Source organism: Halorussus sp. MSC15.2 (assembly GCF_010747475.1).
GTDB lineage: Archaea > Halobacteriota > Halobacteria > Halobacteriales > Haladaptataceae > Halorussus.
This window is the reverse complement of record NZ_VSLZ01000003.1, coordinates 516,766-542,315: the sequence shown is the minus strand read 5'-3', so window position 1 is coordinate 542,315 and position 25,550 is coordinate 516,766. Positions and strand designations below refer to the sequence as shown.

The window sequence follows — 25,550 nt, the reverse complement described above, 5'->3', positions numbered from 1 at the left end:
CTCCCCCGACGGCGCTCGGCCGTCCGACCGGGATACGACGGGCCGACTTATGCCTCTTTGGCCCCCAACCGGCGCGAGAGCGTTCCAGGACCCGGAAACTGTTCGGAACACTACCTCCCGAAGTAACTATCGAGCGCGTCCTCGACCGCCCCGCAGAGGCGCTGTCGGAGGGGTCGAACGACGCGGTTCGCACCCACGCCGAGATACGCGCGCTGTGGCGAGAAGTCTCCCGAGCGCATCCGGAGCGCCAGCGCCACCGCGCGGTGGTTGCCGTCGGCCACGTACCGCGGAACGCACCCCTCCCGCGTCGAGAGGACCAGCGGACCGTCGGGCATCTCCTCGACGAACTCCACCACAGTCGAAACGTCCACGCCCGTCTCGTCGGTCAACTCGCCCGGGTCCCCGTCAGCGATTCGACGGGCCGCGCCGTGAATCGTCCCGTCGGGCGAGAGGGCGCGCCACCGCAGTCCCTCGGGTCCCTCGACCACGCGGAGGTCCGCGAAGTCCTCTCGGTCGAGGGTCGTCTCGTACCACCGCACGGGGGCGTCCCGCCAGACGAACGCGGCCGCGCCGGGGTTGCGGTCGAGCAGTTCGTCCAGCGCCGCTCGCTCGTCCAGCGATTCGACGGGGAACCAGTCCACCTCGGGGTGGCTTCGCTCGACCCGGAGCCACTCGCGGAGGACTTCGATTTGGGCTACGCGGCGCATCCGTCGGTCCTACGGGCCGAAGCCACTCAGTTCCGTTCCTCGCCCCGACATCCACGCTTCGATTTTCGCCAGCCGTCCCCCTACCCGCCGACCAGCTACCGAACCGACTTTGACACCCGGTTGCGAACGCCGCGAACGAGTCCGACTCTCACGATGACCGGTTCGCTCACCTACGTCGAGTTCCTGTCGGCCTTCCTCGCGGTCCCCGCGGTCGGGTTGACCGTCGCGGTCGCGCGCCGGACCGAGGCCCCGCGACGAGTGGTCGCGGGCGTGGCCGCGCTGGTCTGCATCGCGGTCGCCTACACCGCACCGTGGGACAGCTATCTCGTCGGTCGCGGCGTCTGGACCTACGGCGAGGGCGTGGTCGCGGCCCGGTTCGCCCGCGTCCCCCTCGGCGAGTGGCTGTTCTTCGTCCTCCAGACCGTCACGACCGGACTCTGGTATCACCTGCTCGCGCCCCGGGTGGACCCCGGCGTTCCCGGCCGCGACGCGCCCGGACGGGCCGACGCCCGGACCGTCGGTGCCGTCGCGTGGCTCGCACTTGCGGCGCTCGGGGCCGTTCTCACCGTGAGTGCGACCCGGACCTACTACCTCGGGATGATACTCGTCTGGGCCGGGCCGGTCGTCGCGTTCCTCTGGGCGGTCGGCGGCCCGGTCGTCTGGCGCTACCGCCGACTCGTCGCGGCGCGGTCGCGGTTCCGTCGGCGTACCTCTGGGTCGCCGACCGGTTCGCCATCGGCACGGGTCTCTGGACGATTTCGCCCGACTACTCGACCGGGATTCACGTCGCGGGACTGCCGGTCGAGGAGGCGATTTTCTTCGTCCTGACGAACCTCCTCGTCGTGCAGGGTCTCTTGCTGTTCGACTGGGTGACCGCCCGGGCGGACGAGCGCGGTCCGGCCTACGCGGTCGCGGGACTGGTACCGCCGTCGGTCGCGTCGCTGGCCGAGGCGGTCGCGGCCCGCGTTCCGGACGCCGCGGAGGTGCGTCGCCGATGGCAGTGAGCGGCGAGCGCGATTCGGACGGGACCGGTTCCGCGGGCGGCGGCCCGCCCGACGGCTTCGGCGGGGAACTGTTCCGAATCGCGGTCGTCCCGGCGTGGGTCGCCCTCGCGGCGGTCGCGGTCGCGGCGGCCCTCGGCGTCGGAGCCGACCTCCCGCCGGTCGTGCGCTACCTCCCGTTTCTCGCCAGTTTCGTCGCCTTCGGACTCCCCCACGGCGCGGCCGACCACCTCGCGGTCGCGCGCCTCGGCGGGTCCCGCCCGCTGGCGGCGGTCGGCGCGGTCTACCTCCTCGGCGGCGCGGTCACACTCGCGGTCTGGCTGACCTCCCCCGCCCTCGGGTTCGCCTCGTTCCTCCTGTTGACCGTCTACCACTGGGGGCAGGGCGACCTCTACGTCCTGCTCGCGGTCGGCGGCGACCACCTCCGGACCCGCGGCCAGCGCCTGCTCGCGCTCGCGGTCCGGGGCGGGATTCCCATGGTCGTCCCGCTCGTGGCGTTTCCGGGCGTCTACCGGTCGGTCGCCGAGGCGACGATTCGACTGTTCGACTCCGACCTCGTCACAGCGACCACCCTCGACGCCGCGTTTCGGCCCGAAGTCCGCTTCGCGCTCGGCGGCGGACTGGCCGCGCTCTCGCTGGTCGCCGTCGGCGTCGGGGTCGTCCGGGGGAGCGGGTGGACCGACCGCGGGTGGCGAATCGACGCGCTCGAAACCGCCCTGCTGTGGGCGTACTTCCTCGTCGTCCCGCCGGTACTGGCGGTCGGTCTCTACTTCTGCCTCTGGCACTCGGTCCGCCACGTCGCGCGCCTCCTCGTCGTCGAGAACGACGGCGGCGAGTCGCTCGCGGGCGGACGAATCGCCCCCGCGGTCGCGGGATTCGCTCGCGACGCGCTTCCGAACACGGTCGGGGCGCTGGTCGTCCTCGCCGGTCTCGCGTCCGTCGCCCCGCCCGACGCGAATCCGGCGTCACTTCTCGGTCTGTATCTCGTGTTACTGGCGGTGCTGACGCTCCCTCACACCGCCGTCGTCACGTGGATGGACCTGCGAGAGGGCGTCTGGTCGGCCGAGTGACTCCGCTCGCCGGGCTAACTCGCGGCGTCGCCACCGCTGGAACGGTCGCGTTCCGCCTGCAGCAACTCGCGGATGTCCTCCTCGCTCAGCAGGTCCACCAGACTCTCGCCGTTCTCCCACGCGGCTATCTCCTCGGCGGTCAACCAGTTCGAGGGGTCTCGGCCCGTCTCGTCCAGCAGGTCCGAGAGTTTCTCGTCGAGGTCTTCGGGGTCGTACCCACCCACGGGCATGGACCGACGTACGTGCTCGGTGGTCTTATTCCTCGGGGCGGGTGCCGTCTCGTCGGTTCGCATTCGGCTCTCTCGGACGGATAGTGACCTGGACTCTCTCGTCAAGGGGACGGTCGAGGCTGAAACGAACTATCCCCTCCCCGGAACTCATGGGGTCGCCTCCGCCCCCGACTCGGACAGGATTACAGCCCCCACGTCTGCGAGTACGTCCGGGTCGGAGTGGAACGCGACCGCGACCGACGGCGCCTCGCGGAACGTCGCGGTGCCCTTGTACTCGTAGTATCGAGTGCAAGACGGGCACTGTGCGTCGTCGGTAGGCAGGATTTCGAGGATGACCCGGTTTGACTCCTGATTGTACGCGTGGGACCAGTTCAGACCGCCACACTTCGTCGTTCCGGACAGGACCCCCTCGATGTGGAGTCGAGTCGCCGCCTTCTCGTAGTCGAGTGTAGCCGTGTTCTTTCGGCTCCCGCACCCTCGGTCGGTCACTTCTATCGAACTGTTCGTAACGAACGGCGTACTCCCTCCGGTACCGAGGCACCCACCCGTGGCGATACTCCCGCCACATACCCCCGAGAGGAAAGTTCGGCGGTTCATCAATACACCTATAGAGCGAGCGTCATTTCAGCCTGTCCATCAATGTCGGGAGTCGGAATCTATCGACCTTCCGAATGGACGATTTCACTCGACCGGACTTCCCTCCACTCGGTATCGCTCAGTAATGGTCGTGGCCGAAATATCATGAAAATGATTGGATTCCACTAAACCGCGTCAGTACCGCCCGTGGAGTCGGAGGCGCTCACAGCGGCTCGATGCCGATTTGCTATCGCACTATATCATTTATCAGTCCGAGGCGAAACCGACAAACGCCCGGAACCGAAACCCATACGCGATGGACTGCGACAAATGCGGCCGAGAGGCGGTGATGCACGCCGCCTACTCGGGGCTACATCTCTGCGAGGACCACTTCGTCGCTTCCGTGGAGAAGCGAGTTCGGCGTCGTATCCGGGAGGACGACCTCGTTCCCGACGACGCCACGCCCGAGGACCCACAGACGTGGGTCGTCGGTCTCTCCGGCGGCAAAGACAGCGTCGTCCTCACCGACATCCTCTACCGAACCTTCGAGCAGGACCCGCGCATCGAACTCGTCGCGCTCACGATTCACGAGGGCATCGAGGGGTATCGCGACGAGAGCGTGGACGCCTGCGTGGAACTGACCGACGAACTGGGCATCCGCCACGAACTCGTCACCTACGAGGAGGAGTTCGACGTGCAGATGGACGACGTGGTCGAGAAAGACCCCGAGGGGATGGCGGCCTGCGCCTACTGCGGGGTGTTCCGTCGGGACCTGCTCTCGAAGTACGCCGAGAAGTACGACGCCGACAAACTCCTGACCGGACACAACCTCGACGACGAGGCCCAGACCGCGCTGATGAACTTCCTCGAAGGCGACGTCTCGCAGGTCGCCAAGCACTTCGACGCGAGTCTCGGCAACTTCGAGGAGCGGGGCGAACAGGACGATTTCGTACCCCGGGCCAAACCGCTCCGGGACGTGCCCGAGAAGGAGGTCGCGCTCTACGCGCACCTCGAAGACCTCCCCGCCCACATCACGGAGTGCCCGCACGCCAGCGAGGCCTACCGCGGTGAGATTCAGGAACTCCTTCACAAACTGGAGGAGAACCACCCGGGGACACGCCACTCGATTATGGCGGGCTACGAGGAACTCGCGTCGCTGGCCGCCAGCGAGTTCGGCGCGCGCGACGAGGGCGACACCGAACTCGGCGAGTGCGAGCGCTGCGGCGCATCGACCACGCGCGACGTCTGCCGGAAGTGCTCGCTCCTCGATTCGATTCACGCCGTCTGATTCTCACCGCCGCACCTGCTGCGCTCGATGAAACACCCTTCGGGTCCGTCGGGAAAGAGGCACTGAGGCCTGCGTTCGACACCGGGCGACCGGTCCGGATTCTGCCGAGCGACGAACAGACACAACTCTCGAACGAGCGCCGCGTCGCTAGGCGTTCGAGTTACCGCGAGAAAGAGCCAAAACGCACGATTCGTCGGAAGACGGAATCCCAGTCAGCGAATTACGTCGAGACCGTTGTTCTGCTCGACTTTGTCCTGACCGCCGTCGCTCTTGGTTCCCCACTCCGCAGACTCGTTGGCTTCGCGGGAGGCACCGCCAGTTCCGCCGAGACTCCCGGCATCTTCGACGTTCTGACTGGCGTCGAACGCTTGGGCGTCCACGTCGCGCATCTCCTGACGGGACTTGTCGGCCTGCTTCTGGGTGCTCGGGCCGAGGACCTGCGCGCTCTGGACGCCGGTCATGATGGCCATGACCCGGACCTTACCCTTGTAGTTGTCCTGAATCCGCGCGCCCCAGATGACGTTCGCGCTCGCTTCGAGTCGTTCGGTGATGTTGCTCGCGATGGACTCGGCCTCCTTGAGCGTGAGGTCCGGGCCGCCCGTGATGTGGACCAGACCGCCGGATGCGCCGCGGTAGTCCACGTCCAGCAGCGGGTGGTTCATCGCGTCGCGGACGACCTCTTCGGTCTTGTTCTTGTCTTGCGTCTCGCCGACAAGCATCACCGCGACGCCGCCTTGGTTCATGATGGAGGTCATGTCGGCGTAGTCGAGGTTGATGAGCGAGGGCTGGGTGATGGTCTCCGAGATTCCCTTCACGGTCTCGGCGATAATCTGGTCCATCACCGAGAACGCCTTGCCGATGGGCAGGTTCGGGACGTAGTCGAGCAGTCGGTTGTTGTCGAGCACGATGATGGAGTCGGCCTCGTTGCGGAGTTTCTCCAGTCCTTCCTCGGCTTTCACCGTGCGTGCGCGCTCGACGTTGAACGGCGTCGAGACCATCCCGACGACGATAGCGCCCTGCTCTTTGGCAATCTTCGAGACGACGGGGGCCGCACCTGTGCCGGTGCCGCCGCCCATCCCTGCGGTGACGAACACGAGGTCCGCGTCGCCGAGTACCTCTTTGATGGTCCCTTGCGCCATCTCGGTGGCGCGCTCACCCATCGAGGGGTCGCCGCCAGCGCCGAGTCCGTTGGTCAGGGACTTGCCGACCAGAATCTTCGTGTCGGCCTCAATCATCTTGAGGTGCTGCTTGTCGGTGTTGATAGCGACGGTGTCGGCGCCCTCGACGCCGATGTTGTAGAGTCGGTTGACGGTGTTGTTGCCCGCACCGCCACAGCCGACGATGACGATTCGGGGGTCCCCGAACTCGTCGCCGTCCATCGAAGCGTCCATCTCGCGACTCTCTTCCTCGGCGTTCTCGAGGGCGTCTTGAACGATATCCTGCATGGTCTACACCTTCGCCCACGAGCGCTTGTTCGTGGTCTGCTCGGTCTTCTCTTCTTCGTGTTCGTTCAACATGTCTCGAACGGCGGCCCGAATCGCTTCGCTCCGGTTCGGGAACTCGCCCGTCTCGACCATCTGTTCGACCTCTTCTATCTGCTGCTTCGGAATGCGCAGTGTCACACGCTCCATGTTTTGTAATTTCCCCTGTTGTTAGTAAGACGGCACGCGACTTCCAGCGCGTCCTGTCTTACACTCTGTGAGTCCCCAACACGGTCCAATTCCCGTATTCGGGACGGTGTGTAAGACGACCGTCTTACGTGCCACTACCCACATAGTCAGAACTTAAATAGTTAACGCCCGTCGTAAAACGTTGTCTTACGACCGGTCGAGGACGTCGGCCGCGGGCGTTCGGCGGCCACAGCTCGGACAGAACCCCCAATCGGAGCGCACTTCGTCACCGCACTCACAGAAGACCCGTCGCGCGGCCTTCTCTCCGCAGTTCGGGCAGTACACGTGGTCGTCGGACAGCGACTCGCCGCACTGTCCGCAGGCGTTCTCTGTCTCGCCGGACGGCTCGCGACGGTCCGCGTCGGCGGCGCGTTCCGGCGGGCGTCCGTCGGACAACTCGTCAGACGCGTCCGCGTGCCGGTCCGCCGACGCGTCGGTTCGGGCGGCGTCGGTGTCGAGCGTCACGTTGACGTTCACGTCCTGAGCGCGCTCGCCGCGGTTGCGTCCGCGCTCGCGCTCTTGGGCCTCCCACGCGGCGAGTCGCTCGGCGACGAGTTCGTCCACGCGCTGCGCGATGATATCGTCGAGACTGTCGGCACTTCGGCGCTCGCCGTGACCACCGGCCGAGGTGGTCGCCCGGCGTGCGTCGTGCGCCCGGTCCGCGTCCGCGGTGCGGCCCGCGTCCCGAGCGCGATTCCCGTCGTCGGACGCGTCGAGGTACTCGCGGAGCGCCTCCCGCATAATCTCGCTCTTCGAGGCGTCGCGGCCCTCGATGCGCTCGACCAGTTCCTCGTCCGCGCGAACGTTATCTTGCTCATGTGCCAGTTCGACCCACAGGTTTACGACCAACCCATTTCAATCTTCCCAAACATGTCCGACGAGTGGAAGACGATGGGAGACGAGCGGCCGTCGGACGGTTTCGGTCCGTCTGTCGTCCGGAACGCCATTTGACGTGTGACCTCGTCCGAGTATCGCCGCAGGTCTCGGGTTCGAGCAGTCCCGGATTCCGAACGCCGTGTGTCGGTGCGACCGCACGGTCTCGGCGATGTCGATACGCGATTCGTCGCTGGGGTCGGTCGCAGTTCGGTCGGCGATTTCCACCGGAGGCACTCTCTGTCCTCCGAACTGTCGGACGCAAATTACACCGGGATGGGGTATCGACGTGGGACAGACGCGGCGGCGACGTGACTCGGTGGCAGGCGACGCGCTCTCACCGAATAATAACCCTTAAGTCTGGCAGGGAACCTACGTGAAACTGCGTGCCCGCCCTTAGCTCAGACTGGTAGAGCAGTCGACTGTAGATCGACTTGCCCCCCGTTCAAATCGGGGAGGGCGGACTACTTCTTGCGACGTAACACGAAAGAGCGAAGCGACTGAGATACGCCGCGAGAGTAGCGACCCCGAGCCGATTTGAACCTGTGAGTCGCAGTCCCGGACCGGCCGAAGGCCGCACGCCCGGAACGTCTCACTCCGCTCAAATCGGGGAGGGCGGACTTCTTCGCCTCACGATTCTTTGTTGGCCGAGTAGCCGCCCTTGTGCGATTTTCCGCAGGACCTGCGTAGCTCAACAGGCACCCAACTGGGGTCCGCGCCGTCGTGCCTTTGCATATTGCCCAACGCGGTGCAAAGAGAAGTACACACGCCGACGCAGACCTTCGGACCAGTGGGTCGTTGCACTACAACTACGCATCGAGGAAGTGGAACGATAAACACGTGGTGCGGATTGTTCGAGGGAGGAACGCTTATTGCTGGGCTCCGACATTTTTATGTATGGTAGATGATGGCTCGCGGTGGGTGCCGGTCTGGACGGTGCACGTAACACTCGCGAGTACACTCCTCGCGGTTCCCTCGTCTCTCGTCGGGAGCCAGCATACAAACTCGGCCACTGCCGTCACCGTGGTGGGCGTGACGTACGTTCTCTACAAATGGGGGCAGTATCGAGACCCGCCCTCGAAAAACAGTGACGACTCCAGCAAGCGGACAGAAATGAAGGCTGAAGCCGAAGCAGGTGGCGCTACGGCGGGAACGTAGTCTACGACTGGTTGTCGCGTGTCCCGTGATGGCTCGTGAACGATGATGCCACTACATTCAGACCGCCGCGTATCCGCTTCGAGGGTTACGTTCGATTGGTGAAAGATAGACGCTCTGTAGCTACCGCTCTCCGGAGGACTGTGGCCGTGGTCTCCTATGTGGCGACACAGACCGGGCCTGACCACTGCCGTGTCGGTCCTGCGTGGCCGTGTGCAGGGCCTCCCGTGAGAGTGGTGAACACACGCGGCGGCACACTCGACCAGCAGGGACCTGCTTTCGAGGATAGTTCGACTGTCATCCTCGCTTGGCGGCAATTGTCTGTCCAGCCTTTCCCTACCGGTACTGCTATTTTCGGTTCGAGAGGTTCGAGTTCTCGGGTCGTGGCTTGCGGTGGTTTGCAAAGCCATGTCGGCGCGGTGAAGTGGTGTTACAGGCGGATAGTACGTCTGTGGAGGTCGCTTTCCACTTGTCCCCCGTTCAAATCGGGAAGTGTGGACTTCTTCGCCTCACGATTCACGTTCGAGGAACGGCGGCGACGTGGACCTCGTGCTCGCCGTCCGGCGTCGAGTACTCGACTTCGTAGACGAGCGTCGAGTTCTCGATTTCGAGCGACACCCGCGAGACGTTCGTCACCGTCGCGCTCCGGTTCCGGGCGACTCCCACCGCCTCGATGGCCGAGCGCATCTCGGAGACGTTGCGGGTCCGATTGGCGGGCAGGAGGCCCTCGGAGGCACCGCCCCCGAGGACGCCCCCGCCTTCGACGTTGCGTATCTCGCCGGTCTCGGCGTGGACGTCTACCTCGAATCGCGCCGCATCCCTCCGTAGTACTTCGACCTCCCAGACCGGCGTCCCGTCCTTGCGTTCGCGTTCCACGCCGATGGCCGTCCCGTTCGTCTCGTTCTCGGCCGCGACCATCGCATCGACTGCGGTCACGTTTCGGGCGGTCTCTCGGACCGTCGATACGGGACTCGTGGCTCCCTCTTCCGGCGATTCGAACGCGACGCTCGGGGCGGCCGTACCGATTGGTGCGCCGACGACCAGCAGGACGACGAGTCCGAGGACGAACCGCTGATAGCGTGTCATGCAGTTCACCGACCGACCGTTGTCGATACTGGTGCGGACTACCGCAAAGTAATGACGGCCGCTCCGCGTCGCCGGTCGCCGACCGCGAACCGCCGGTTCGAAGGGGGACCAATTATAAGACGACGGACGGGTTGGTCTGGAGTATGCCTCGGTCGGTATCGCTCCGTCCTGCGACCCGTCAGGACATGGACCGCATCTACCGGTGGAGAAACGACCCGGACATCTATCGCTGGTTCCGCGAGCAGGACGACGAACTGGAGTGGCACGACCACGTCGAGTGGTTTCGGAACCGTCCGGAGGGCCGCGAAGACCTGATAATCGAGTATCTGGGGAGGGCGGTCGGAGTCGTCTCCGTCGCGGCCGACGGCGACGTGGGTATCTACATCGGGGAGAAGCGCCTCTGGGGACGGGGACTCGCCTCCGCGGCGCTGGAGGAGGCACTCGACGGGAGAGACCGGACGCTCTCCGCCGAGATACGCGCCGAGAACACCGCGTCCCAGCGGTTGTTCGAGCGACACGGGTTCGAGACGGTCGGTCGGGACGGGGAGTGGCTACAGTACCGACTGGAGCGAAGCCAGTAAGAGGCGACCCCCGAACGTGGACTCGTGTGCCGACGAGCGTCTCCCGGTATCTTTAGGGTCTTACCTCCGTGGTCGGGAACGATGCTCCAATTCGCTACGACGGTGCTCGCCGCCGTCGCCGTCGTCGTATTACTCGCGCTCAGTGCGTTCTTCTCCAGCAGTGAGACGGCAATCTTCTCGCTCTCCGTCGAGTGGGTGGCCGACCGCGCGGCCGGAGGTGACCGCCACGCGGTGTTGCTCCAGAAACTGCGCGACGACCCCCACCGACTGCTCGTCACGCTCCTCGTCGGCAACAACCTCGTGAACGTCGCCATCTCCAGCGTCGTCACGGTCCTGCTCGTTGACGCGTTTCCGCCGGGCATCGCGGTGACCGTCGCCACGCTCGTCGTCACCTCGATAGTGCTGATTTTCGGCGAAATTATCCCGAAGTCCTACGGACTCGGCAACGCCGAGGCGTGGGCGCTCGACATCGCAGGCCCGATAACGCTCGTCCAGCGCGTCCTCTCTCCGCTCGTGACGCTGTTCGACGGCGTTACCCGGGGCGCGAGTCGCCGACTCGGCGGCGACGCCGACATCGAGGAGCAGTATCTCGACGAGTGACCGTCAGTGGACGCCGTCTCCGAAGCCGAAGCTCTCGGGGTCCGGTTTGCCGAGAACGTCCATCACGACCTCGTAGAGGTCCCGAACCTGCGGACGGGCGCGACCGGAGCGGTTCCGGTCGGCGACCCACCGATACCGGACGACGCCGTCGCGGTCCACGAAGAAACAGGCCCGGCGCGCCCGCGGGGCGATTCCAAACGCCCGATAGGTCACGCCGTACGACCGGGCTATCGAGAGGTCCCGGTCCGAGCAGAACGGGTAGGTCACGTCGAGGTAGTCCACGAACTCTCGATTGGTCCGCGGTCTGGCGCGGTTGACCCCGACGACTCGGACTCGGTCGTCGGCCGTGAACCAGTCGTACTCGCCGAGTGCGTGACGTTCGGCGAACGAACCCAACTCGAAGTTGGTCGGCTGAAACACCAGCAGGACGGCGCCGTCGTCGAGCAGCGACGACAGCGAGACGTCCGACACTGACCCGTCGGGCGTCGCCAGCGGTGCGGTGAACTCCGGGGCGTGCGAACCGATTGCCGGACCGGCCGAATCTCCCATCGTCCGACGTGTCTCCCTAAGGCGGTTTAAATTTACGTCAGACACCGAGTTCCGACCCCTTTATGACAACCCGAAGTCAATGCGCTTGGCATGGTATCGCCACTGCTCGCCGACGCGCTGGTCGTCGTGGCGCTGGTCGGCTTCTACGGGGGTCTCGCCCGGGACCTCGGCGCGACCACCGAGTTTCTCGACCGGCGACTCGGTTTGGGTCTCTCGCTCGGCGCGTACGTCGCGGGCGGCGTCGGCGCGTTGCTGTCGCTGGCGACGGTCGCGGTGGAGGTGTCGCGGTTGCGGTCGAGTACCGCCAGCGCGGCGCTGGCCGCGGTCGGTCTCGCGCTGCTCTTCGCGGTCGTCTTCGGCCTGTTCTTCCGTTTCGGTATCGCGGTGTACGCGGTCCTACTCCGCGTCGGACTGAACCTTCCTCGGGGGTGAGTCACACGACGAGGCGGGGCAGTCCGGCCGGGTTGCCCACACGTCAATGTTTAACCGATAGGGTTGCGTGGTTCGGCCCATATGCCGACGCGTGTACCCGACACCGAGTTTGAGGACCGACTCGCCGCCGTCCGCGACCGCATCGCGGAGACCGGCGCGGACGCGGGAGTCTGGTTCGGCGCGACAAGCATCGAGTATCTGACCGGCTTCGACCACATCCAGACCGAGCGCCCGGTCGTCCTCGCGGTGACCGACGACCGCGTCGAGATAACCGTCCCCCGCCTCGAAGTCGAGCGCGTCGAGACCAATCCGCGCATCGACGCGGTCCACCACTACTTCGACTACCCCGGCGGCGACCCGGTCGAGACGGCGGCCGAGATGCTGTCGGGTCTCGGCGTCGAATCGGTCGCCACCGACACCGACGGCGCGCCCGGCGTGATGGGGTACGAGGGACCGAAGCTCTCGGCGTTCGTGGACGTCGAGACCCAGAACTGGATAGACCGGATGCGGTGGGCCAAGTCCGACGTCGAGGTCGAACTGGTCCGCGAGTCCGCGCGGTGGGGGAACCTCGCCCATCGCTACCTCGCGGACTTCACCGAGGTCGGCGAGCATCCGGCGACGGTGAGCCAGCGCGCCTCGATGGAGGCCTCGCGGGCGATGCTCGATACGCTGGGCGACGAGTACGTCCCGCGGACGCGCGGCGACGGTCCGGCGATGGCGGGGTTCATCACCGGCGAACAGACCGCCCTCCCCCACGGCCACACCGCGAACCGCCGCTTGCAGGAGGGCGACGTGCTGGTCACGGGCGCGAGCGCGAACGTGAACGGCTACCACTCGGAACTGGAGCGCACGATGTTCCTCGGCGAACCCACCGACGAGCAGGCCCACTACTTCGAACTCATGCTTGAGGCCCAGACCATCGCCATCGACGCGCTCGGGCCGGGCGTCGAGTTGTCGTACGTGGACGAGCAGGTCTGGGACTTCTTCGAAGAGCAGGGCGTCACCGACCTCGCCCAGCACCACGTCGGCCACAACATCGGTCTGGGCGCGCACGAACCGCCGTACATCGACCGCGGGTGGACCGACCACTGCGAGAAGCGCGAGGGCCGCGACGAGGGCGACGCCGAGATGGAACCGGGCCACATCTACACCATCGAACCCGGCATCTACACCGACGAGTACGGCTACCGCCACTCCGACACCATCGCCATCACGGAGGACGGCGTGGACTGGCTGACTTACTTCCCGCGTGACCTCGAATCGAATATCATCAGTGTGGAGTGAGTCGCGTCAGTGGACCACCGTGGTCCACTCGACGCCGGACTCGGTGACCGTCGCGGTCACGTCGTGGACCTTGTGGTAGTCGAACACCCGCACATCGCGTTCGCCGACCAGTTTTCCGTCGGATTCGATGGTCGTCCTGTGAACTACGGTGCCTTCTTCGACGATGGGGTAGGCGTCCGGAATCTCGTGCTGTTTCCCGGCTGAGACCGTCACGTCTAACGTCCGGCGGTCACCGGTGTTCTCGTTCATGATGGTCACGACAAACGATTTGCGCTCGTCGGTGTCGTTCAAAATCGACAGCTTCCCTGGGTGAGCGCCGCTCCGAGTCGTTCGCGAGTCGCCCCCGTCGCCGGTCGTGGTCGCGTCCGACGACGGTTCGTCGTCCGTCGTCGCAGTCTGCGACACGTCGGTCGTGTCCACAGTCGTTTCGTCCGGACCGCCACCGCTGGAAGTGACGCTCGTGCAACCGGCCAGCGAACCCGCGATTATCGCGCCGGTCGCAGCGACGAAGGACCGCCTCGTCGTGTCAGTCATTGTATTAATTACGGAGTATATTCGTAATAAGTTTTGTGAGGGTCAGGCTGCGACCCATCTCGTAGGTTCGAGTCCTGACCTGCGACGGTCGGTCGCCGAATCGACGGAGACCGACTCTTACTCCGTGTGCTTGTCGAAGCAGTTCGAGTAGAGGTGTTCGAGGTAGATTGCGTCACCGTCTTCGGGGTCGTCGATGTGTTCGCCACACTCGTTGTCCTCGCCGACGAACTGTCTGTCGTAGTTCGTCAGCATCGGCGTGACGTAGTACCCGGTGAAGTTCAGCCCCGAGTAGAATTCGAGGCGGTTCGACCCTGTCTTGTGGGAGTCGCCGGTCTGCATCTCGGACTCGGGGACGAGAAGGCTGTGTCCGACCTCGTGGAGGACGCCGGTAATCGCGTGTGCGCCCGTCGTCGTGTCTTCGTGAGAGTCGACGGGGTCCTTGCTGAGTTGGGCGACGTCCTCGGCGTCCGATGACCACGAGAGGTAACCGTCGCTCGCGGGATTGCACGTCCAGTCGCCGTACGTGAGGACGTGGTTCGCCTTGCTCCCGCTGTCGGACTGGTCGCTCACGAACGCCCCGAAGTCGTCGAGGTCGACGCAGGTGTCGCTTCCGGTGGTCCCGTCACCGTTGTAGTCGTACGTCGCGTCGAAGAAGGTGCCGCCCTTTTCGAGAGTGTAACTGGTACTGAGGTCGTTGAACGCGTGTTCGAGATAGTTGTACGCGATGTCGAGCGGCTCCGTCCCGAGTTTGTTGTACGCCTTCTGCGAGAGGTAGATAGTCACGTCCGTCATCAGTTCTCACCTCCGAAGTTCTCGACCACGCTCGGAGCCAACACGATTGACTGGTCGCCCTCGCGGTGGACGAAGTTCGTCTCGTAGACGGTGTCGCCGAAGCGGACGTACTCCACGAACGAGAGGTCGCTCGGGAGGCCACCCGCTGCTTCGACTTGTCCGTTCGAGCGCGCGTTCTCGAACGTCCGTCGTGCTTCGGCCGGGAGGTCGGCCGCGTCGGTGGCCGACGCGTCGTCCGGAACCGCTTCGACGGCCTCGGGTTCGATGGTCTCGGTCGGCTGGTCTCTGACGTGTTGCGCGCCGGTAGAGTACACGTCACCACGATACGCCACGAAGGGGTAGTCCCGTAGTGCCTGCGGGAGCGACTCGACCTCTACCTCGTCGCGCTTCAGAGCGCGACGGAACAGTCTCTGGCTCTCGGCGTCCATCTGGTCGAACGAGACCAGAAGGTCGTCTACGGACATCTCGGAGTCGGCCGCCGTCGCGTTTCCGAGGCCGACTGAAACGAAGCTACTCGCCGCGACGGTCTGAAGGAACGTCCGCCGCTTACGTTCGAACCCATCAGATTCGTGGGCGTCTTTTTTTGTTCTCCATACTACGAGCTAATTATTTAATTAGCACATAATAAAAATAGCTTAATATAAATTATAAATATATTCGAGAATGGGGGCGCAAGCTATCTACGTCCCAGTTCCGAATTCCGGACAGATGACCGACTCGAAGCGCCGACAGTTCCTCCGGAGCGCGACGGCCGCCAGCGCGACCACCACCGTCACCGCGCTGGCTGGATGCGCGGGCGTCCTCTCCGAGGGCAGCGAGAACGACCAGCAGACCACCGTAGACTACACCCTCCCCGAAGTGACCGAGAGCGCCGAGGTCGAGATGGGACCGGACGGCACCAACCGCTTCGCGCCCGAAATCGTCAGCGTCGAGGTCGGCGGCACCGTCACGTGGACCAACGTCTCGGCGAACCACTCCGCGACGGCCTACGCGCCGGCCACCGACTACCCGCGGCGCATCCCCGAGGACGCCGACCCGTGGGACACCGGCGTCATCACCAAGGACGGCGCGTCGGCATCCCACACCTTCGAGACGCCGGGCGTCTACGACTACTACTGCACGCCCCACGAACCGTTCGGGATGGTCGCCAGTGTGGTCGTCGGCACTCCCGATTCCGAGGGACAACCCGGTCTAAAACCGCCGGGTGAGGGCCGCTCCGGGAGTGCGGCGGCGAAGTTGGAGGCGCTGAACGCGAAGTTCGGTCCGGACTTGAGGGGTGAATTTTCGGTGGACGAGTTTGTAGTGGTTACTAAACGAGGAAGTTTCTGAGGATGGTTGCAGTGTGGCTGATTACCGGAAGAAGCTAGAGTCAGGCTTGAACCGAGGAGTCTACCGCACCACAACCGCGGGCCTCGCACCCCCCAACCTCTTGCGGTCCTGGTCCCTCGCGCGGTTGGCAGGTCGCACGAGAGCGACCCGCCAGCGCGCGCCGAAGTGGTTGGCGAAGTGTGACCCCAAAACTCACCTCGGTCCGACCGATTCAAGTCCGCTTGCACTAATCACGACGTAGTGGCAGTATCGTTCGACCTGTTCGGAACGCTCGTCGAGGCCGAGCGCCCCGCCGACCCCGCCGAGGCCGTGGGCGCGGAACTCCGCGAGCGCGGCGTGGCGGTCCCCGACGACTGGGACCGGGCCTACCGCGAGATGCACGTCGACGCGCCCGAGGGCGCAGAGGTCCCGCTTCCGGCCCACGTCAGCGCCGCGCTCGGGAGTCGGGATGTCGATGCGCCCGCCAACGCCGCACGCCGGGCGGTCGTCTCGGCGTTCGACCCCGCGGTCGAGACGCGCGAGGGCGCGGTCGAGGCGGTCGAGGCCGCGAGCGAGCGCGGGCCGGTGGGAATCCTCTCGAACTGCGCGGTGCCCCAACTCGCGCGCACGGCGCTGATTCGTTCCGACCTCGACCGCGACGCGTTCGACGCTATCGTCACCAGCGTCGCCTGCGGGTGGCGCAAGCCCGACCCGCGGGCCTTCGAGACCTGCGCCGACCGCCTCGGCGTCCCGGTCGCCGACCTCGTCCACGTCGGCGACGACCCCCGGACAGACGGCGGTATCGCGGACTGCGGCGGCGAGGCGCTCCACCTCGCGGACGTGCCTCTGACCGCGTTCCCCGACTGGCTGGAGGGTCGGCGATGAACCCGCCCGGCGGCGTCTCGGTCGGGGCGGCCGCCGCTGGTCTCCCGCCGGCCGCCGCGGTCGCGTTCGCGCTCGCCCTCGACGCCGCCGTCGCGGAACCGGCACGGCGACTCCACCCCGTCGCGTGGTTCGGGTCGCTGGTCGCTCGCTTCGACCGCGAGTGGTCGCACCCGGGAGCGGTCGTCTCGCCGTGGCGGTCGCGCTCCCGCTGTTCGCGGCCGCGGCGGTCGCGCTGGCGGCCGGACTGGCGACTCGCCTCCACCCCGCCCTCGGCGTCGCCGCGGCCGGACTCGCCGTCTTCGCCGCGACGAGTCTCCGGATGCTCTCGTCGAAGGCCGCCGAGGTTGTCGCCGCGACCGACGCCGACCTGCCGACCGCCCGCGAGCGCTTGGAGTGGTTGGCGGGCCGGGACGCCGCCGACCTCTCGGCGGGCGAGGTCCGGAGCGCCGCGGTCGAGAGCGCGGCCGAGAACCTCGCCGACGGCGCGGTGGCCCCGCTGCTGGCGTTCGCCCTGTTCGCCCCGTTCTCGCTGGCTGCCGGGGCCGCGGCCGCCGCGTGGGTGAAGGCGGTCAACACCCTCGACTCGATGCTGGGCTACCCCGCCAAGCCTCACGGGACCGCGAGCGCCCGCCTCGACGATGTTGTGATGTGGGTTCCCGCACGCGCGAGTGCGGTCCTGCTCGCGCTCGCGGCGTCGCTCCCCGCCTCGCTCCTCGCCGCCCGCCGGTGGGCCGACGCTCCGCCCTCGCCCAACTCCGGGTGGCCGATGGCGACGCTGGCGGCGGTCGTGGACTCGCGCCTCGAAAAGCCGGGCGTCTACGTGCTGAACCCCGGCGGCGCTCTGCCCTCGGTCGAAACCTCGCGGGCCGCGATTCGCGTCGTCTCGGTCGCGGGCGTCTTGGCCTTCCTGTTCGCCGGACTCCTCGCGGGGGTCTCCAGCGTGCTTCTGCCGGAGGTGGTCGCGTGGCTCTGACCGCAGTCGCGAGTCGGACCCGCGAGTTCGTCGGCCGCCGCCTGACCGCGACGAAGGGCGCGCTGGGCTTCCTCACCCGGATTCCGACCGGCCGGAGCGAGGCGGCGTGGACCGCGTTCAGCGAGACCCCCGCGGCGTTCCCGCTGGCCGGATGGGTCGTGGGCGCGCTGGCCGCGACGCCGTTCCTCCTGTCCGGACTCGGACCCGTTCCCGACCCGACCGCCGCGTTCGGCTACCTGCTCGCGCTCTACGCCGTCACCGGCGTCAACCACGCCGACGGGGTGGCCGACCTCGGCGACGCCGCGGCGGTCCACGGCGACCCGGACGCGCGCCGCGCGGTGCTGAAGGACACCGAGGTCGGCGTCGGCGCGGTGCTGGCGCTCGGTCTCGTCGTCGTCGGACTCGCGCTCGCCGCGCTCGCGCTCGCCCGACTCCCCGTCGCGGCGGCCGTGACGGTGGTCGTCGCCGCGGAGGTCGGCGCGAAGTTCGGGATGGCCGCGCTGGCCTGCCTCGGCGACCCCGCGTTCGAGGGACTCGGGTCGGCGTTCACCGACAACGACCCGTCTGCGCTGGTCGCTCCGGCCGCGGTCGCGGTTCCGGTCGTCGGTCTCGGCGTCCTCCTCGCGGCCCTTGACGCTCCGGGCGCGGCCATCGGCGCATCTGCCGTGCCTGTCGTCGGCGTCCGCGCCGCGACTCTCGGCACGTCCGCCGCCGGTCTCGTCGCCGCCTCGGCCGCCGCCCTCGGCGGGGCAGTCGGCGTCGCGCTGGCGCTCCTGCGCTGGTCGCGAGCGAACCTCGGCGGCGTCAACGGCGACGTGTTCGGCGCGACGAACGAACTCGCCCGCATCGCGGGTCTCCATCTGGGGGTGGTCGCGTGGACGCTCTCGTGATGTGCGGCGGACGCGGAACCAGACTCGACGCCCCGACCGAGAAACCGCTGTTCGAGGTCGGCGGGCGGCCGATGGTCGCCCGGGTCGCCGACGCCCTCGCCGAGAGCGACGCCGAGACCGTCCACGCGGTCGTCTCCCCCCACGCGCCCGAGACCCGCGAGTTCGCCGAAAACCGCGACTCGCTGTCCGCCATCGAGACGCCCGGCGAGGGGTACGTCGCGGACTTGCAGACCGCGCTCGACGCGGTCGAACCGCCGGTCCTGACCGCGGCCGCCGACCTGCCGCTGCTCGACGCCGACGCCGTGAACGCGGTCCTCCGGAGCCATTCCGAGGGGTCGCTGACCGTCTGCGTCCCGGCCGCGCTCAAGCGCGCGCTCGGCGCGAGCATCGACACGACGTTCGAGCGCGAGGGCCGGGAACTCGCGCCGACCGGCGTCAACGTCGTCGCCGAACCAGACACCGAAACCGAAACCATGTACGAGACCTACGACGCACGACTGGCCGTGAACGTGAATCGACTGTCTGACGCCGACCTCGCGGAGGAGTTGCTATGAGCGAGAACGGAAACTCTCCGACGAGACTGGTGCTGTTCGCCGGGACGACCCGGACCGCCGAAATCGACGGACTGAGCGCCGCGGGGGCCGACCCCGAGGTGATGGTCCACACGCCGAGCGCCGACGCCGAGATACTGGAGTACGGCGAACCGGTCCGCTCGCCGGTCGTCCCCGTCAGTCCCTCGGGGTGCCCGACCCCGGCGGTCGCGACCCGCGCGGTCCGCGAACTCGCGGACTTCGAGACGACGGTCGTGGACGCCGGACTCGCCGAACCCACCGCCGCGCCCACGGTCACGGTCGGCGCGCGACCCGGCGAGGACGTTCGGGCGTCCGACCCCGTCTCGACAGCGCCCGGGGCCTTCGCCGCCGCCCGGGAGTTCGGTCGCCGGATTCCGGACGAGGAGGTGCTTGTCGCCGAGACGATTCCCGGCGGCACCACCACCGCGCTCGGTGTGCTGACCGCGCTGGGCGAGGAGTTCGGCGTCTCGTCGTCGCTCCCGGACAACCCCGTGGACCAGAAGCGCGAGGTCGTCGCCGAGGCGCTCGACGCGAGCGGACTCGAACCGGGCGACGCCGCGGGCGACCCGCGCCTCGCGGTCCGTCGCGCGGGCGACCCCGTGCAGGCCAGCGCCGCCGGATTCGTCGTCGGGGCCGCCCGGTCGGGCACCCGCGTCACGCTCGCCGGGGGCACCCAGATGGTCGCTGTCGCGGCGCTGGCGCGCCACGCCGGACTCGACGCGCCCCTCTCGCTGGCCACGACGCAGTTCGTCGCCGACGACCCGGCCGCCGACCTCCGGGCCGCGGCGGTCGATTTCGACCTCGACCTGACCGTCACCGACCCCGGGTTCGAGGCGGCAGACTCCCCCGCGATGGCGCGGTACGTCGCCGGAGAGGCCAAGGAGGGCGTCGGCATGGGCGGCGCGCTGGCGCTCGCCGACCGCGAGGGAATCGAGATGGCCCGCGTCCGCGACCGGATTCAGTCGGTGTACGACCACCTGCTGGACGGCGAGGCCGACCCGACCGACCCGGAGACCGGCGATGCACCCCGATAGCGTCCGGGAGACCGACCGCGTGCCCCACGGCGGGAGCGACGACCCGGACCTGCTGGAGTTCAGCGCGAACACCAACCCCCACACGCCCGAGGGTGTCGCCGAGGTCTACGCCGACGCGCTCGGCGCCGCGCGGTCGTACCCGAACGACGACTACCCCGAGTTCCGGGAAGCCGCGGCCGACTTCGCGGACTGCGACCCCGGCGACGTCGTCCCCACGCCGGGCGGTCTCGCCGCGCTCCGACTCGCGTTCGCCGCCCGCGTCTCGCCCGGCGACTCCGTGCTGGTCCCGTACCCGAGCTTCGGCGAGTACGCCCGCGAGATTCGCCTGCAGGGCGGAGACCCCGAGTTCGTCCCTCACGACGAACTGCTCGACGCCGACCCCGCCGACCACGCCGCGGCCGTGGTCTGCAACCCCAACAACCCGACCGGCGACGCCTACGACCCGGACGCGCTCCGCGAGTTCGCGGTGCGGTGCCGGGAGGCCGACGCCCTGCTCGTCGCCGACGAGGCGTTCCTCGGGTTCACCGACCGGCCCTCGCTCGCGGGCAGCGACGGCGTCGTCGTCGCGCGCTCGCTGACCAAACTCTTCGGCCTGCCGGGTCTCCGGGCGGGGTTCGCGGCGGCGACCGGCGACCTCGGCGACGACCTCGCCACCGCCCGGCGGGCGTGGAGCCTCGGGACGCCCGCGGCCCGCGTCGGCGCGCACTGTCTGGGGCGGTCGGCGTTCGTCGCCGAGACCCGCGAGCGCGTCCGCCGGGAGCGCGCCCGGATGGCCGACGCGCTCCGCGACGACTTCGGCGTCTACGCCCCCGACGGGCCGCCGCTGTCGGCTTCGTCGGCACCCTTCCTCCTGCTGGACCTCCGCGGAGGCGGTCCGGGGAGCGGCGAGCAGTCGCCCGCGGAACTCGTCGCGGCGGCGCGCGAGCGAGGGGTCGCGGTCCGGGACGCGACCACGTTCCGGGGACTGGACTCGCACGTCAGGGTCGCGGTCCGGACGCCCGACGAGAACGACCGCCTGCTGGAGGTGCTGGCGGATGTTCGAGACTGAGACCCGCGAGGCCGTCCTCCGAGTCGGCCGCGAGGGCGCGCGCTGGCTCTCGACCGGGTGGGACGGCGGGGAGTGGCGGGCCGACGCGGCATACAACGTCTCGGTGCCCGAGGGGTTCGACCGGACCGACCTCGACGCCTACCTCGCCGAGCGCAGGCGTGCAGCGGGGTTCGACGACCCGGGTCCCGCGCTCCTGACGGGCGTCGAGTTGCGCCACGCCCGCGGCGCGCGGTGCGGGCCGGTCTCGGCGGTGGCGACCGCGGGGGTCTCCAATCCGGCCGCGCTCCCGATGGACCCCGGCGGGAGTCGAACGTCGGACCCCGATTCGGATGCGACCGACCTCGGTTCCGCCCCCGACTCCGACCCCGAAATCGGCACGGTCAACGTCGTCGTCGGCACCGACCGGGCGCTCGCGCCGGGCGCGCTCCCCAACCTGCTCGCGGTCGCCGTCGAGACCAAGACCGCGACGCTGCTCGCCGAGACCGGCTTTCCGGGGACGACGAGCGACGCCGTAATCGCGGCCTGCGACCCCGCGGGCGAGGAAACCACGTTCTCCGGGAGCGCCACCGAAGTCGGGGCCTGCGCGCGGGCCTGCGTCCGAGAGGCGGTTCGCGCCGGTCTCGAATCGCGCTACGGCGACGCGACCGACGCCACGATTCCGGAGTCCGTCGCCGACGCCGACTACGGTACGGAGACCGACCGGCGTGCGGAGGTGTTCGAGCTATGAGAGGGGATACCCGACCGAGCAGTCCCACGAGCGCCGAACCGGGGGACCCCGAGGAGGCAGGGCGCGCAGAGGTAGACCACCTACTTTAGTACAAATATTTTAGGAGAAAAGTTTGTATTCCTATGTGTTGTATATTAGGATGGAACATGACCGACGCAGACGAATCCGTCGACGCTGAGGGGTCTTGCTCGCGCCGAACGGCGCTGAAGACGGTCGGTGCCGCCGGACTGGGTCTCGCCGGGTCGGTAGTAGCGACCGGCGACGTCGCGGCCGCCGGGCCGACCGCAGTCATCGAAGCGGACGCGCTCCCGCCCGAAGAGGGCGAGAACGTTACGTTCGACGGGAGCAGTTCGTCCGGAGACGTCCAGAGCTACACGTGGTACTTCCGAAACAACGAGTCGGTCGGGGGCGGATACGGCGAGTACGCCAGCGGACCGAGTTTCACCGAGAGTTGGGCGAACTACCCCTACTCGGTCAAGTTGGAGGTCACCGACGCCGACGGCAACACCGACTCGGCGGTCGTCGATTTCTTCGCCCGTCCCGTAGTCACGCCGATAGCCCGCATCGAGGAGGAACCGGCCACCGGCGACCCGGACATTCGAACGTTCATCGGTCGGTACTCGTCGGCACCCCGCGGGTCAATCGAGAGCTACACGTGGTACTACCGCAACGACGGTATCCCCGAGGACGATTTCGGCAAGTACGCCGACGGACCGACGTTCACCGAACAGTTCGCCAGCGGCTACCAGTACACCGTCAAACTGGAGGTCACCGACTCGCGCGGGCGGACCGCCTCCGACACGGTGACGTTCCAGAACTGACCGAGTGACGCGGGGCTGACCGTCATCGGACAGCCGACGCGGCATAGCCGTGGCGACTGCGGAGGATGACACAGTGGGGAACGGAGGAGGGCCGAAGCGGGCGAACGGCGAGCGGTCGTCGTTCGCGGTCAGTCCTGCTGTCCCGCGGGCGTGGGACCCGCCGGCTCCGTGTTCGGAGTCGAGCGGACGTAGCGCGTCCAGACGAACAGCAGACTCGGCAGGACGAAGATGCTCACGACGAACGACAGCGTCAGCGCGAGGACGACTAGCGTCCCGAAACTCCGGAGCGAAGGCGACGGCGACAGCAGCAGCGCGCTGAACGCGCCGGTCGAAGTGAGCGTGCTGCCGAGCAGCGCGCCGCCCGTCCCGGTGACCGCCTCCCGGAGCGCGCCGTAGGCGTCGCGGCCGCGGTCGAGTTCGTGCGCGAACCGGTCGCTGACGTGGATGTTGTAGTCGATGCCGAGTCCGATGACGAGGCTCATCAGCAGCGACGTGAGCAGCGTCAGCGGGACGGCGAGGAGGTGCATCCCGCCGATTACGAGTGCGGTGACGAGCGCGATGGGAACCACCGTGATAGCGCCGAGCGAGGCGCTCCCCTCGGCGATTCGGTAGACCAGCATCAGCATGACGAACACCGCGCCGAGCGCGACGACGAGCGTGGTCAGGATGCTCTCGGCCGTCTGGGCCGACTCGGCCGCGCTGACGGTCGCCGACCCGACGGCGGTCGCGCCGACGGACTCGCCGCGGTCCTCGACCGCGGCCGCGATGGCCCGCATCTCGGTCTTCTGGTCTTCGTAGCGGGCGTCGGGTCGAATCGGCACGACCATCCTGAGCGACCGGTACTCGCCGTCGGTCCGCTCGATAACCCGACTCGCCTCCTCGGGGGCCGCGTCGTAGAGCGCGTCGTACACCGATTCGAGGTTCCGGTCGGGGACGCCGTCGCCGTCCGTATCGGTCTCGCGGAACGTCTCGGCGAACGCCTCGTCTCGCGCGGCCACCGACTCCATCACGGTGACGGGACTGACGAGGGGTACGGACCCGGACTGCCGGAAGACGACGTCGCTCTCGGCGGCGCGCTCGCGGCCGTCCCGGAGGCGTTCGAGCGTCTCCGGGTCGGTCACGTCGCCCTCGACGAGTACCTGCGACTCGCGGCGCTCGCTCTCGTCGGCCGACCGGTAGTGCGCGTCCACGAACCGGCTGTTTCGGTCGTAGTCGGTGACCTCCCACGCCAGCGGGCCGGGGAGGTTCTGCTTCCACTCGGCGATTTCGCCGTCGTCCTGCTGGAACGTCTTGCGGTCGAGGTCGGTCCACGCGAGACCGCCCGCCGCGCCGGCCACCAGCGCGACTACGACGACGACCGGCGCGGCCCTCCGCGCGAGGTCGGCACCGCTCGCCAGAACCGGTTCGAGCAGTCGGGTCTTCCCGAGCGACTGCTTGCGTCGGTCGAGACCGACCCGTTCGAGGAGACCGTCCACGCTCACCTTCAGCGCCGGGACGATGGTCACGAAGATGACGAACGCCGAGACGACGCCGAGCGTGATGCCGACCGACAGGTCGCGGATGACGGTGAACTCGTTCGTGACGTTCGACATGAAGCCGACCGCGGTGGTCACCGTGACGAGTCCGACGGCGACGGCGACCGCCGACAGCGACCGTGCCATCGGTTCGCGGATGCCCTCGTCTTCGCCGCGCTCCTCGCGGTAACGCATGAAGACGTGGAGTCCGTAATCGACGCTCAGTCCCACGATGAGGACGGGACCGATGATGAGCGTGATTCCGGCCGGAATCTTCAGCCAACCGAGGATGCCGAACATCCAGAGGACCGAGAGGACGACCCCGGTGAACCCGACGACGACGTCGACGATGTCGCGGTACGAGAACGCGAGGACGCCGAGAATCGCCACCAGCGCGACGGGGAGTATCAACTCGAACGTGTCCTGCTGGAACTGCTGGTTCGAGACGCTCCGGGCGTGCGCGCCGATGGTGAAGTGATTCGGCGTCTCGGTCGCCTGCTCGTAGAGCGCGCGAGTTTCGGGTCGTCCCTGCGTCTGCCCGCCGGACCTCTCGGGCGCGGTCCGGAACCGGAAGACCATCCGGCGACTCGTCGCGCTCGCGGTGCCGGGTTCGTAGTCGTTCGGCAGCAGTCGGAGGGCGGCCGACCCCTCCGAGAGCGTCTGCTGGAGGTGCGTCCGAACGTCGCTCTCGCTCGCCGATTCGAGCGCCGAAATCTGCTCGTCGAGCGAGGCGTCGGGGTCCCCGGCCGCTCGCTTGGCCACGAGGTTCGAGACGCCGAGGACGCCGCCGTCCTCGGGGAGCGCTCCGGCGACCGTCTCGTTTTTCAGGACGGTTCGCTGGTACCGGAGCGAGTCGAGTAGCGACGCCTTCGAGAGGACGTTGCCGTCGTCGTCGCGGACGTAGACCGCCGCCGGGGTCGCGTTACTCTCGTTTCCCCCGGCGTAGTGTTTCTGGATGTAATCGTACTTCTGTGCGACCGTCGTGTCGCCGACGGCGTCGCTTCCGCCGGTCTCGCTCGAAAGCTGCAGTTGGGTGACACCGGCACCCACTCCGGCCGTCAGCAACAGCATGACGAGGACCACGACCCGGTTGTGCTCGGTGACGAACCGGGCGGTCTTCGAGAAGACGCCCTTCACTCCGACCCCCGCCCGTGAGCGACGGTTACCTGCTGCCGATACCGTTCCGGCGAGACCCCGTCGCGCATCGGAACCGCGGCGCGGGGTTCGCTGTGGTTCTGCTTCCGGTTCATCGTGTTCTCGTCGGAACGTGGACCCGGTCCGTCGTATAAAGCGCCCCCCCAGTTGTCCGCGACGCAACTGTGGGAAATATTTATATAACAGATTTCGGCC

At 67.7% G+C, this 25,550-nt stretch carries 27 protein-coding genes, 1 tRNA gene and 2 pseudogenes; 18 read left to right on the top strand and 12 right to left on the bottom strand.

Annotated elements, in window-relative coordinates:
• Positions 1-110 precede the first annotated feature (110 nt).
• Positions 111-707, bottom strand: coding sequence for a hypothetical protein (locus tag FXF75_RS14020; RefSeq protein WP_163522475.1), 597 nt, complete (start codon positions 705-707; stop codon positions 111-113).
• 153 nt (positions 708-860) lie between these two features.
• Here FXF75_RS14020 and FXF75_RS14015 point away from each other — a divergent pair, with 153 nt between their 5' ends.
• Genes FXF75_RS14015 through FXF75_RS14005 form a run of 3 tightly spaced genes read left to right on the top strand, consistent with a single transcriptional unit; the run spans position 861 to position 2,778 of the window.
• Positions 861-1,535 (top strand): lycopene cyclase domain-containing protein, encoded by a 675-nt coding sequence (locus FXF75_RS14015; RefSeq protein ID WP_163522474.1) that lies wholly within the window; start codon positions 861-863, stop codon positions 1,533-1,535.
• Positions 1,442-1,711 carry a lycopene cyclase domain-containing protein gene (locus tag FXF75_RS23505; RefSeq protein ID WP_375335542.1) on the top strand — a complete coding sequence of 90 codons (270 nt, stop codon included), beginning with the start codon at positions 1,442-1,444 and terminating at the stop codon, positions 1,709-1,711. Before FXF75_RS14015 ends, FXF75_RS23505 begins: the two co-directional genes overlap by 94 nt.
• A complete protein-coding gene (locus tag FXF75_RS14005; RefSeq protein WP_163522472.1) occupies positions 1,702-2,778 on the top strand; it encodes a Brp/Blh family beta-carotene 15,15'-dioxygenase in 1,077 nt (358 codons plus the stop codon). Before FXF75_RS23505 ends, FXF75_RS14005 begins: the two co-directional genes overlap by 10 nt.
• 14 nt (positions 2,779-2,792) lie before the next feature.
• On the opposite strand, the gene FXF75_RS14000 is transcribed toward FXF75_RS14005, so the two are convergent.
• Positions 2,793-3,008: a hypothetical protein gene (locus FXF75_RS14000; protein WP_163522471.1), complete on the bottom strand. Its 216-nt coding sequence runs from the start codon at positions 3,006-3,008 to the stop codon at positions 2,793-2,795.
• A gap of 147 nt (positions 3,009-3,155) precedes the next feature.
• Positions 3,156-3,605 (bottom strand): hypothetical protein, encoded by a 450-nt coding sequence (locus FXF75_RS13995; RefSeq protein ID WP_163522470.1) that lies wholly within the window; start codon positions 3,603-3,605, stop codon positions 3,156-3,158.
• Between the two features lie 295 nt (positions 3,606-3,900).
• On the opposite strand from FXF75_RS13995, the gene FXF75_RS13990 reads away from it, so the two are divergent.
• Positions 3,901-4,872, top strand: a complete 972-nt coding sequence (locus tag FXF75_RS13990; protein WP_163522469.1) for a TIGR00269 family protein — start codon at positions 3,901-3,903, stop codon at positions 4,870-4,872.
• Positions 4,873-5,084: 212 nt separating this feature from the next.
• Here the strand turns inward: FXF75_RS13990 and ftsZ are convergent, their stop codons facing one another.
• The 3 genes and pseudogenes from ftsZ to FXF75_RS13975 all read right to left on the bottom strand — a co-directional run bounded on the left by ftsZ (position 5,085) and on the right by FXF75_RS13975 (position 7,360).
• Entirely contained in the window at positions 5,085-6,317 is a 1,233-nt protein-coding gene (ftsZ, locus tag FXF75_RS13985) for a cell division protein FtsZ (RefSeq protein WP_163522468.1), read from the bottom strand.
• Between the two features lie 3 nt (positions 6,318-6,320).
• On the bottom strand, positions 6,321-6,503 hold the full coding sequence (locus tag FXF75_RS13980) for a ribbon-helix-helix domain-containing protein (RefSeq protein ID WP_163522467.1): 183 nt from the start codon (positions 6,501-6,503) through the stop codon (positions 6,321-6,323).
• Positions 6,504-6,689: 186 nt separating this feature from the next.
• A pseudogene (locus FXF75_RS13975) lies at positions 6,690-7,360 on the bottom strand (zinc ribbon domain-containing protein).
• Between the two features lie 445 nt (positions 7,361-7,805).
• Between FXF75_RS13975 and FXF75_RS13970 the strand changes: the two are divergent.
• Positions 7,806-7,879 (top strand) — tRNA-Tyr (locus FXF75_RS13970).
• Between the two features lie 1,207 nt (positions 7,880-9,086).
• Here the strand turns inward: FXF75_RS13970 and FXF75_RS13965 are convergent.
• Positions 9,087-9,656: a PepSY domain-containing protein gene (locus FXF75_RS13965; RefSeq protein WP_163522466.1), complete on the bottom strand. Its 570-nt coding sequence runs from the start codon at positions 9,654-9,656 to the stop codon at positions 9,087-9,089.
• A 143-nt stretch (positions 9,657-9,799) separates the two neighbouring features.
• Between FXF75_RS13965 and FXF75_RS13960 the strand changes: the two genes are divergently transcribed.
• Positions 9,800-10,237 (top strand): GNAT family N-acetyltransferase, encoded by a 438-nt coding sequence (locus FXF75_RS13960; protein ID WP_163522465.1) that lies wholly within the window; start codon positions 9,800-9,802, stop codon positions 10,235-10,237.
• Between the two features lie 81 nt (positions 10,238-10,318).
• Positions 10,319-10,837 (top strand): DUF21 domain-containing protein, encoded by a 519-nt coding sequence (locus FXF75_RS13955; RefSeq protein WP_163522464.1) that lies wholly within the window; start codon positions 10,319-10,321, stop codon positions 10,835-10,837.
• 3 nt (positions 10,838-10,840) lie between these two features.
• Here the strand turns inward: FXF75_RS13955 and FXF75_RS13950 are convergent, their stop codons facing one another.
• Entirely contained in the window at positions 10,841-11,386 is a 546-nt protein-coding gene (locus FXF75_RS13950) for a redoxin domain-containing protein (protein WP_163522463.1), read from the bottom strand.
• A 90-nt stretch (positions 11,387-11,476) separates the two neighbouring features.
• Here FXF75_RS13950 and FXF75_RS13945 point away from each other — a divergent pair, with 90 nt between their 5' ends.
• Both FXF75_RS13945 and FXF75_RS13940 read left to right on the top strand, forming a co-directional pair.
• Entirely contained in the window at positions 11,477-11,818 is a 342-nt protein-coding gene (locus FXF75_RS13945) for a hypothetical protein (protein ID WP_163522462.1), read from the top strand.
• A gap of 81 nt (positions 11,819-11,899) precedes the next feature.
• On the top strand, positions 11,900-13,102 hold the full coding sequence (locus FXF75_RS13940) for a Xaa-Pro peptidase family protein (protein WP_163522461.1): 1,203 nt from the start codon (positions 11,900-11,902) through the stop codon (positions 13,100-13,102).
• 6 nt (positions 13,103-13,108) lie between these two features.
• Here the strand turns inward: FXF75_RS13940 and FXF75_RS13935 are convergent, their stop codons facing one another.
• From FXF75_RS13935 to FXF75_RS13925, 3 genes are all read right to left on the bottom strand, one after another.
• Positions 13,109-13,636 (bottom strand): hypothetical protein, encoded by a 528-nt coding sequence (locus FXF75_RS13935; RefSeq protein ID WP_163522460.1) that lies wholly within the window; start codon positions 13,634-13,636, stop codon positions 13,109-13,111.
• Positions 13,637-13,753: 117 nt separating this feature from the next.
• Positions 13,754-14,428, bottom strand: coding sequence for a hypothetical protein (locus FXF75_RS13930; RefSeq protein WP_163522459.1), 675 nt, complete (start codon positions 14,426-14,428; stop codon positions 13,754-13,756).
• Positions 14,428-14,892 (bottom strand): hypothetical protein, encoded by a 465-nt coding sequence (locus FXF75_RS13925; RefSeq protein WP_163522458.1) that lies wholly within the window; start codon positions 14,890-14,892, stop codon positions 14,428-14,430. The genes FXF75_RS13930 and FXF75_RS13925 overlap by 1 nt, the downstream gene beginning before the upstream one ends.
• A 199-nt stretch (positions 14,893-15,091) precedes the next feature.
• On the opposite strand from FXF75_RS13925, the gene FXF75_RS13920 reads away from it, so the two are divergent.
• The 9 genes and pseudogenes from FXF75_RS13920 (at position 15,092) to FXF75_RS13880 (ending at position 22,686) form a co-directional block, all read left to right on the top strand.
• Complete coding sequence (locus FXF75_RS13920; RefSeq protein ID WP_163522457.1) at positions 15,092-15,757, top strand: plastocyanin/azurin family copper-binding protein; 666 nt, start codon at positions 15,092-15,094, stop codon at positions 15,755-15,757.
• 240 nt (positions 15,758-15,997) lie between these two features.
• Positions 15,998-16,621: an HAD family hydrolase gene (locus FXF75_RS13915; RefSeq protein ID WP_163522456.1), complete on the top strand. Its 624-nt coding sequence runs from the start codon at positions 15,998-16,000 to the stop codon at positions 16,619-16,621.
• Positions 16,618-17,594: pseudogene (gene cbiB, locus FXF75_RS13910) on the top strand (adenosylcobinamide-phosphate synthase CbiB). The gene FXF75_RS13915 and the pseudogene cbiB overlap by 4 nt, the downstream one beginning before the upstream one ends.
• Positions 17,591-18,484, top strand: a complete 894-nt coding sequence (locus FXF75_RS13905) for an adenosylcobinamide-GDP ribazoletransferase (RefSeq protein ID WP_240334688.1) — start codon at positions 17,591-17,593, stop codon at positions 18,482-18,484. The pseudogene cbiB and the gene FXF75_RS13905 overlap by 4 nt, the downstream one beginning before the upstream one ends.
• Entirely contained in the window at positions 18,469-19,038 is a 570-nt protein-coding gene (locus FXF75_RS13900) for an NTP transferase domain-containing protein (protein WP_375335538.1), read from the top strand. Before FXF75_RS13905 ends, FXF75_RS13900 begins: the two co-directional genes overlap by 16 nt.
• On the top strand, positions 19,035-20,090 hold the full coding sequence (locus FXF75_RS13895; RefSeq protein WP_163522455.1) for a nicotinate-nucleotide--dimethylbenzimidazole phosphoribosyltransferase: 1,056 nt from the start codon (positions 19,035-19,037) through the stop codon (positions 20,088-20,090). The genes FXF75_RS13900 and FXF75_RS13895 overlap by 4 nt, the downstream gene beginning before the upstream one ends.
• Positions 20,077-21,138: an aminotransferase class I/II-fold pyridoxal phosphate-dependent enzyme gene (locus tag FXF75_RS13890; protein ID WP_163522454.1), complete on the top strand. Its 1,062-nt coding sequence runs from the start codon at positions 20,077-20,079 to the stop codon at positions 21,136-21,138. The genes FXF75_RS13895 and FXF75_RS13890 overlap by 14 nt, the downstream gene beginning before the upstream one ends.
• On the top strand, positions 21,125-21,865 hold the full coding sequence (locus tag FXF75_RS13885; RefSeq protein WP_163522453.1) for an adenosylcobinamide amidohydrolase: 741 nt from the start codon (positions 21,125-21,127) through the stop codon (positions 21,863-21,865). Before FXF75_RS13890 ends, FXF75_RS13885 begins: the two co-directional genes overlap by 14 nt.
• A 146-nt stretch (positions 21,866-22,011) precedes the next feature.
• Positions 22,012-22,686: a PKD domain-containing protein gene (locus FXF75_RS13880; RefSeq protein WP_163522452.1), complete on the top strand. Its 675-nt coding sequence runs from the start codon at positions 22,012-22,014 to the stop codon at positions 22,684-22,686.
• Between the two features lie 128 nt (positions 22,687-22,814).
• Here the strand turns inward: FXF75_RS13880 and FXF75_RS13875 are convergent, their stop codons facing one another.
• Entirely contained in the window at positions 22,815-25,337 is a 2,523-nt protein-coding gene (locus FXF75_RS13875) for an MMPL family transporter (protein ID WP_309221822.1), read from the bottom strand.
• Positions 25,338-25,550 lie beyond the last annotated feature (213 nt).

Excerpts from the sequence above, each read along its gene's own strand:
- FXF75_RS14020 (WP_163522475.1), bottom strand. The coding sequence starts at position 707 with ATGCGCCGCGTAGCCCAAATCGAAGTCCTCCGCGAGTGGCTCCGGGTC.
- FXF75_RS14015 (WP_163522474.1), top strand. The coding sequence starts at position 861 with ATGACCGGTTCGCTCACCTACGTCGAGTTCCTGTCGGCCTTCCTCGCG.
- FXF75_RS14005 (WP_163522472.1), top strand. The coding sequence starts at position 1,702 with ATGGCAGTGAGCGGCGAGCGCGATTCGGACGGGACCGGTTCCGCGGGC.
- FXF75_RS14000 (WP_163522471.1), bottom strand. The coding sequence starts at position 3,008 with ATGCCCGTGGGTGGGTACGACCCCGAAGACCTCGACGAGAAACTCTCG.
- FXF75_RS13995 (WP_163522470.1), bottom strand. The coding sequence starts at position 3,605 with ATGAACCGCCGAACTTTCCTCTCGGGGGTATGTGGCGGGAGTATCGCC.
- FXF75_RS13990 (WP_163522469.1), top strand. The coding sequence starts at position 3,901 with ATGGACTGCGACAAATGCGGCCGAGAGGCGGTGATGCACGCCGCCTAC.
- ftsZ (WP_163522468.1), bottom strand. The coding sequence starts at position 6,317 with ATGCAGGATATCGTTCAAGACGCCCTCGAGAACGCCGAGGAAGAGAGT.
- FXF75_RS13980 (WP_163522467.1), bottom strand. The coding sequence starts at position 6,503 with ATGGAGCGTGTGACACTGCGCATTCCGAAGCAGCAGATAGAAGAGGTC.
- FXF75_RS13965 (WP_163522466.1), bottom strand. The coding sequence starts at position 9,656 with ATGACACGCTATCAGCGGTTCGTCCTCGGACTCGTCGTCCTGCTGGTC.
- FXF75_RS13960 (WP_163522465.1), top strand. The coding sequence starts at position 9,800 with ATGCCTCGGTCGGTATCGCTCCGTCCTGCGACCCGTCAGGACATGGAC.
- FXF75_RS13955 (WP_163522464.1), top strand. The coding sequence starts at position 10,319 with ATGCTCCAATTCGCTACGACGGTGCTCGCCGCCGTCGCCGTCGTCGTA.
- FXF75_RS13950 (WP_163522463.1), bottom strand. The coding sequence starts at position 11,386 with ATGGGAGATTCGGCCGGTCCGGCAATCGGTTCGCACGCCCCGGAGTTC.
- FXF75_RS13945 (WP_163522462.1), top strand. The coding sequence starts at position 11,477 with ATGGTATCGCCACTGCTCGCCGACGCGCTGGTCGTCGTGGCGCTGGTC.
- FXF75_RS13940 (WP_163522461.1), top strand. The coding sequence starts at position 11,900 with ATGCCGACGCGTGTACCCGACACCGAGTTTGAGGACCGACTCGCCGCC.
- FXF75_RS13935 (WP_163522460.1), bottom strand. The coding sequence starts at position 13,636 with ATGACTGACACGACGAGGCGGTCCTTCGTCGCTGCGACCGGCGCGATA.
- FXF75_RS13930 (WP_163522459.1), bottom strand. The coding sequence starts at position 14,428 with ATGACGGACGTGACTATCTACCTCTCGCAGAAGGCGTACAACAAACTC.
- FXF75_RS13925 (WP_163522458.1), bottom strand. The coding sequence starts at position 14,892 with ATGTCCGTAGACGACCTTCTGGTCTCGTTCGACCAGATGGACGCCGAG.
- FXF75_RS13920 (WP_163522457.1), top strand. The coding sequence starts at position 15,092 with ATGGGGGCGCAAGCTATCTACGTCCCAGTTCCGAATTCCGGACAGATG.
- FXF75_RS13895 (WP_163522455.1), top strand. The coding sequence starts at position 19,035 with ATGAGCGAGAACGGAAACTCTCCGACGAGACTGGTGCTGTTCGCCGGG.
- FXF75_RS13890 (WP_163522454.1), top strand. The coding sequence starts at position 20,077 with ATGCACCCCGATAGCGTCCGGGAGACCGACCGCGTGCCCCACGGCGGG.
- FXF75_RS13885 (WP_163522453.1), top strand. The coding sequence starts at position 21,125 with ATGTTCGAGACTGAGACCCGCGAGGCCGTCCTCCGAGTCGGCCGCGAG.
- FXF75_RS13880 (WP_163522452.1), top strand. The coding sequence starts at position 22,012 with ATGACCGACGCAGACGAATCCGTCGACGCTGAGGGGTCTTGCTCGCGC.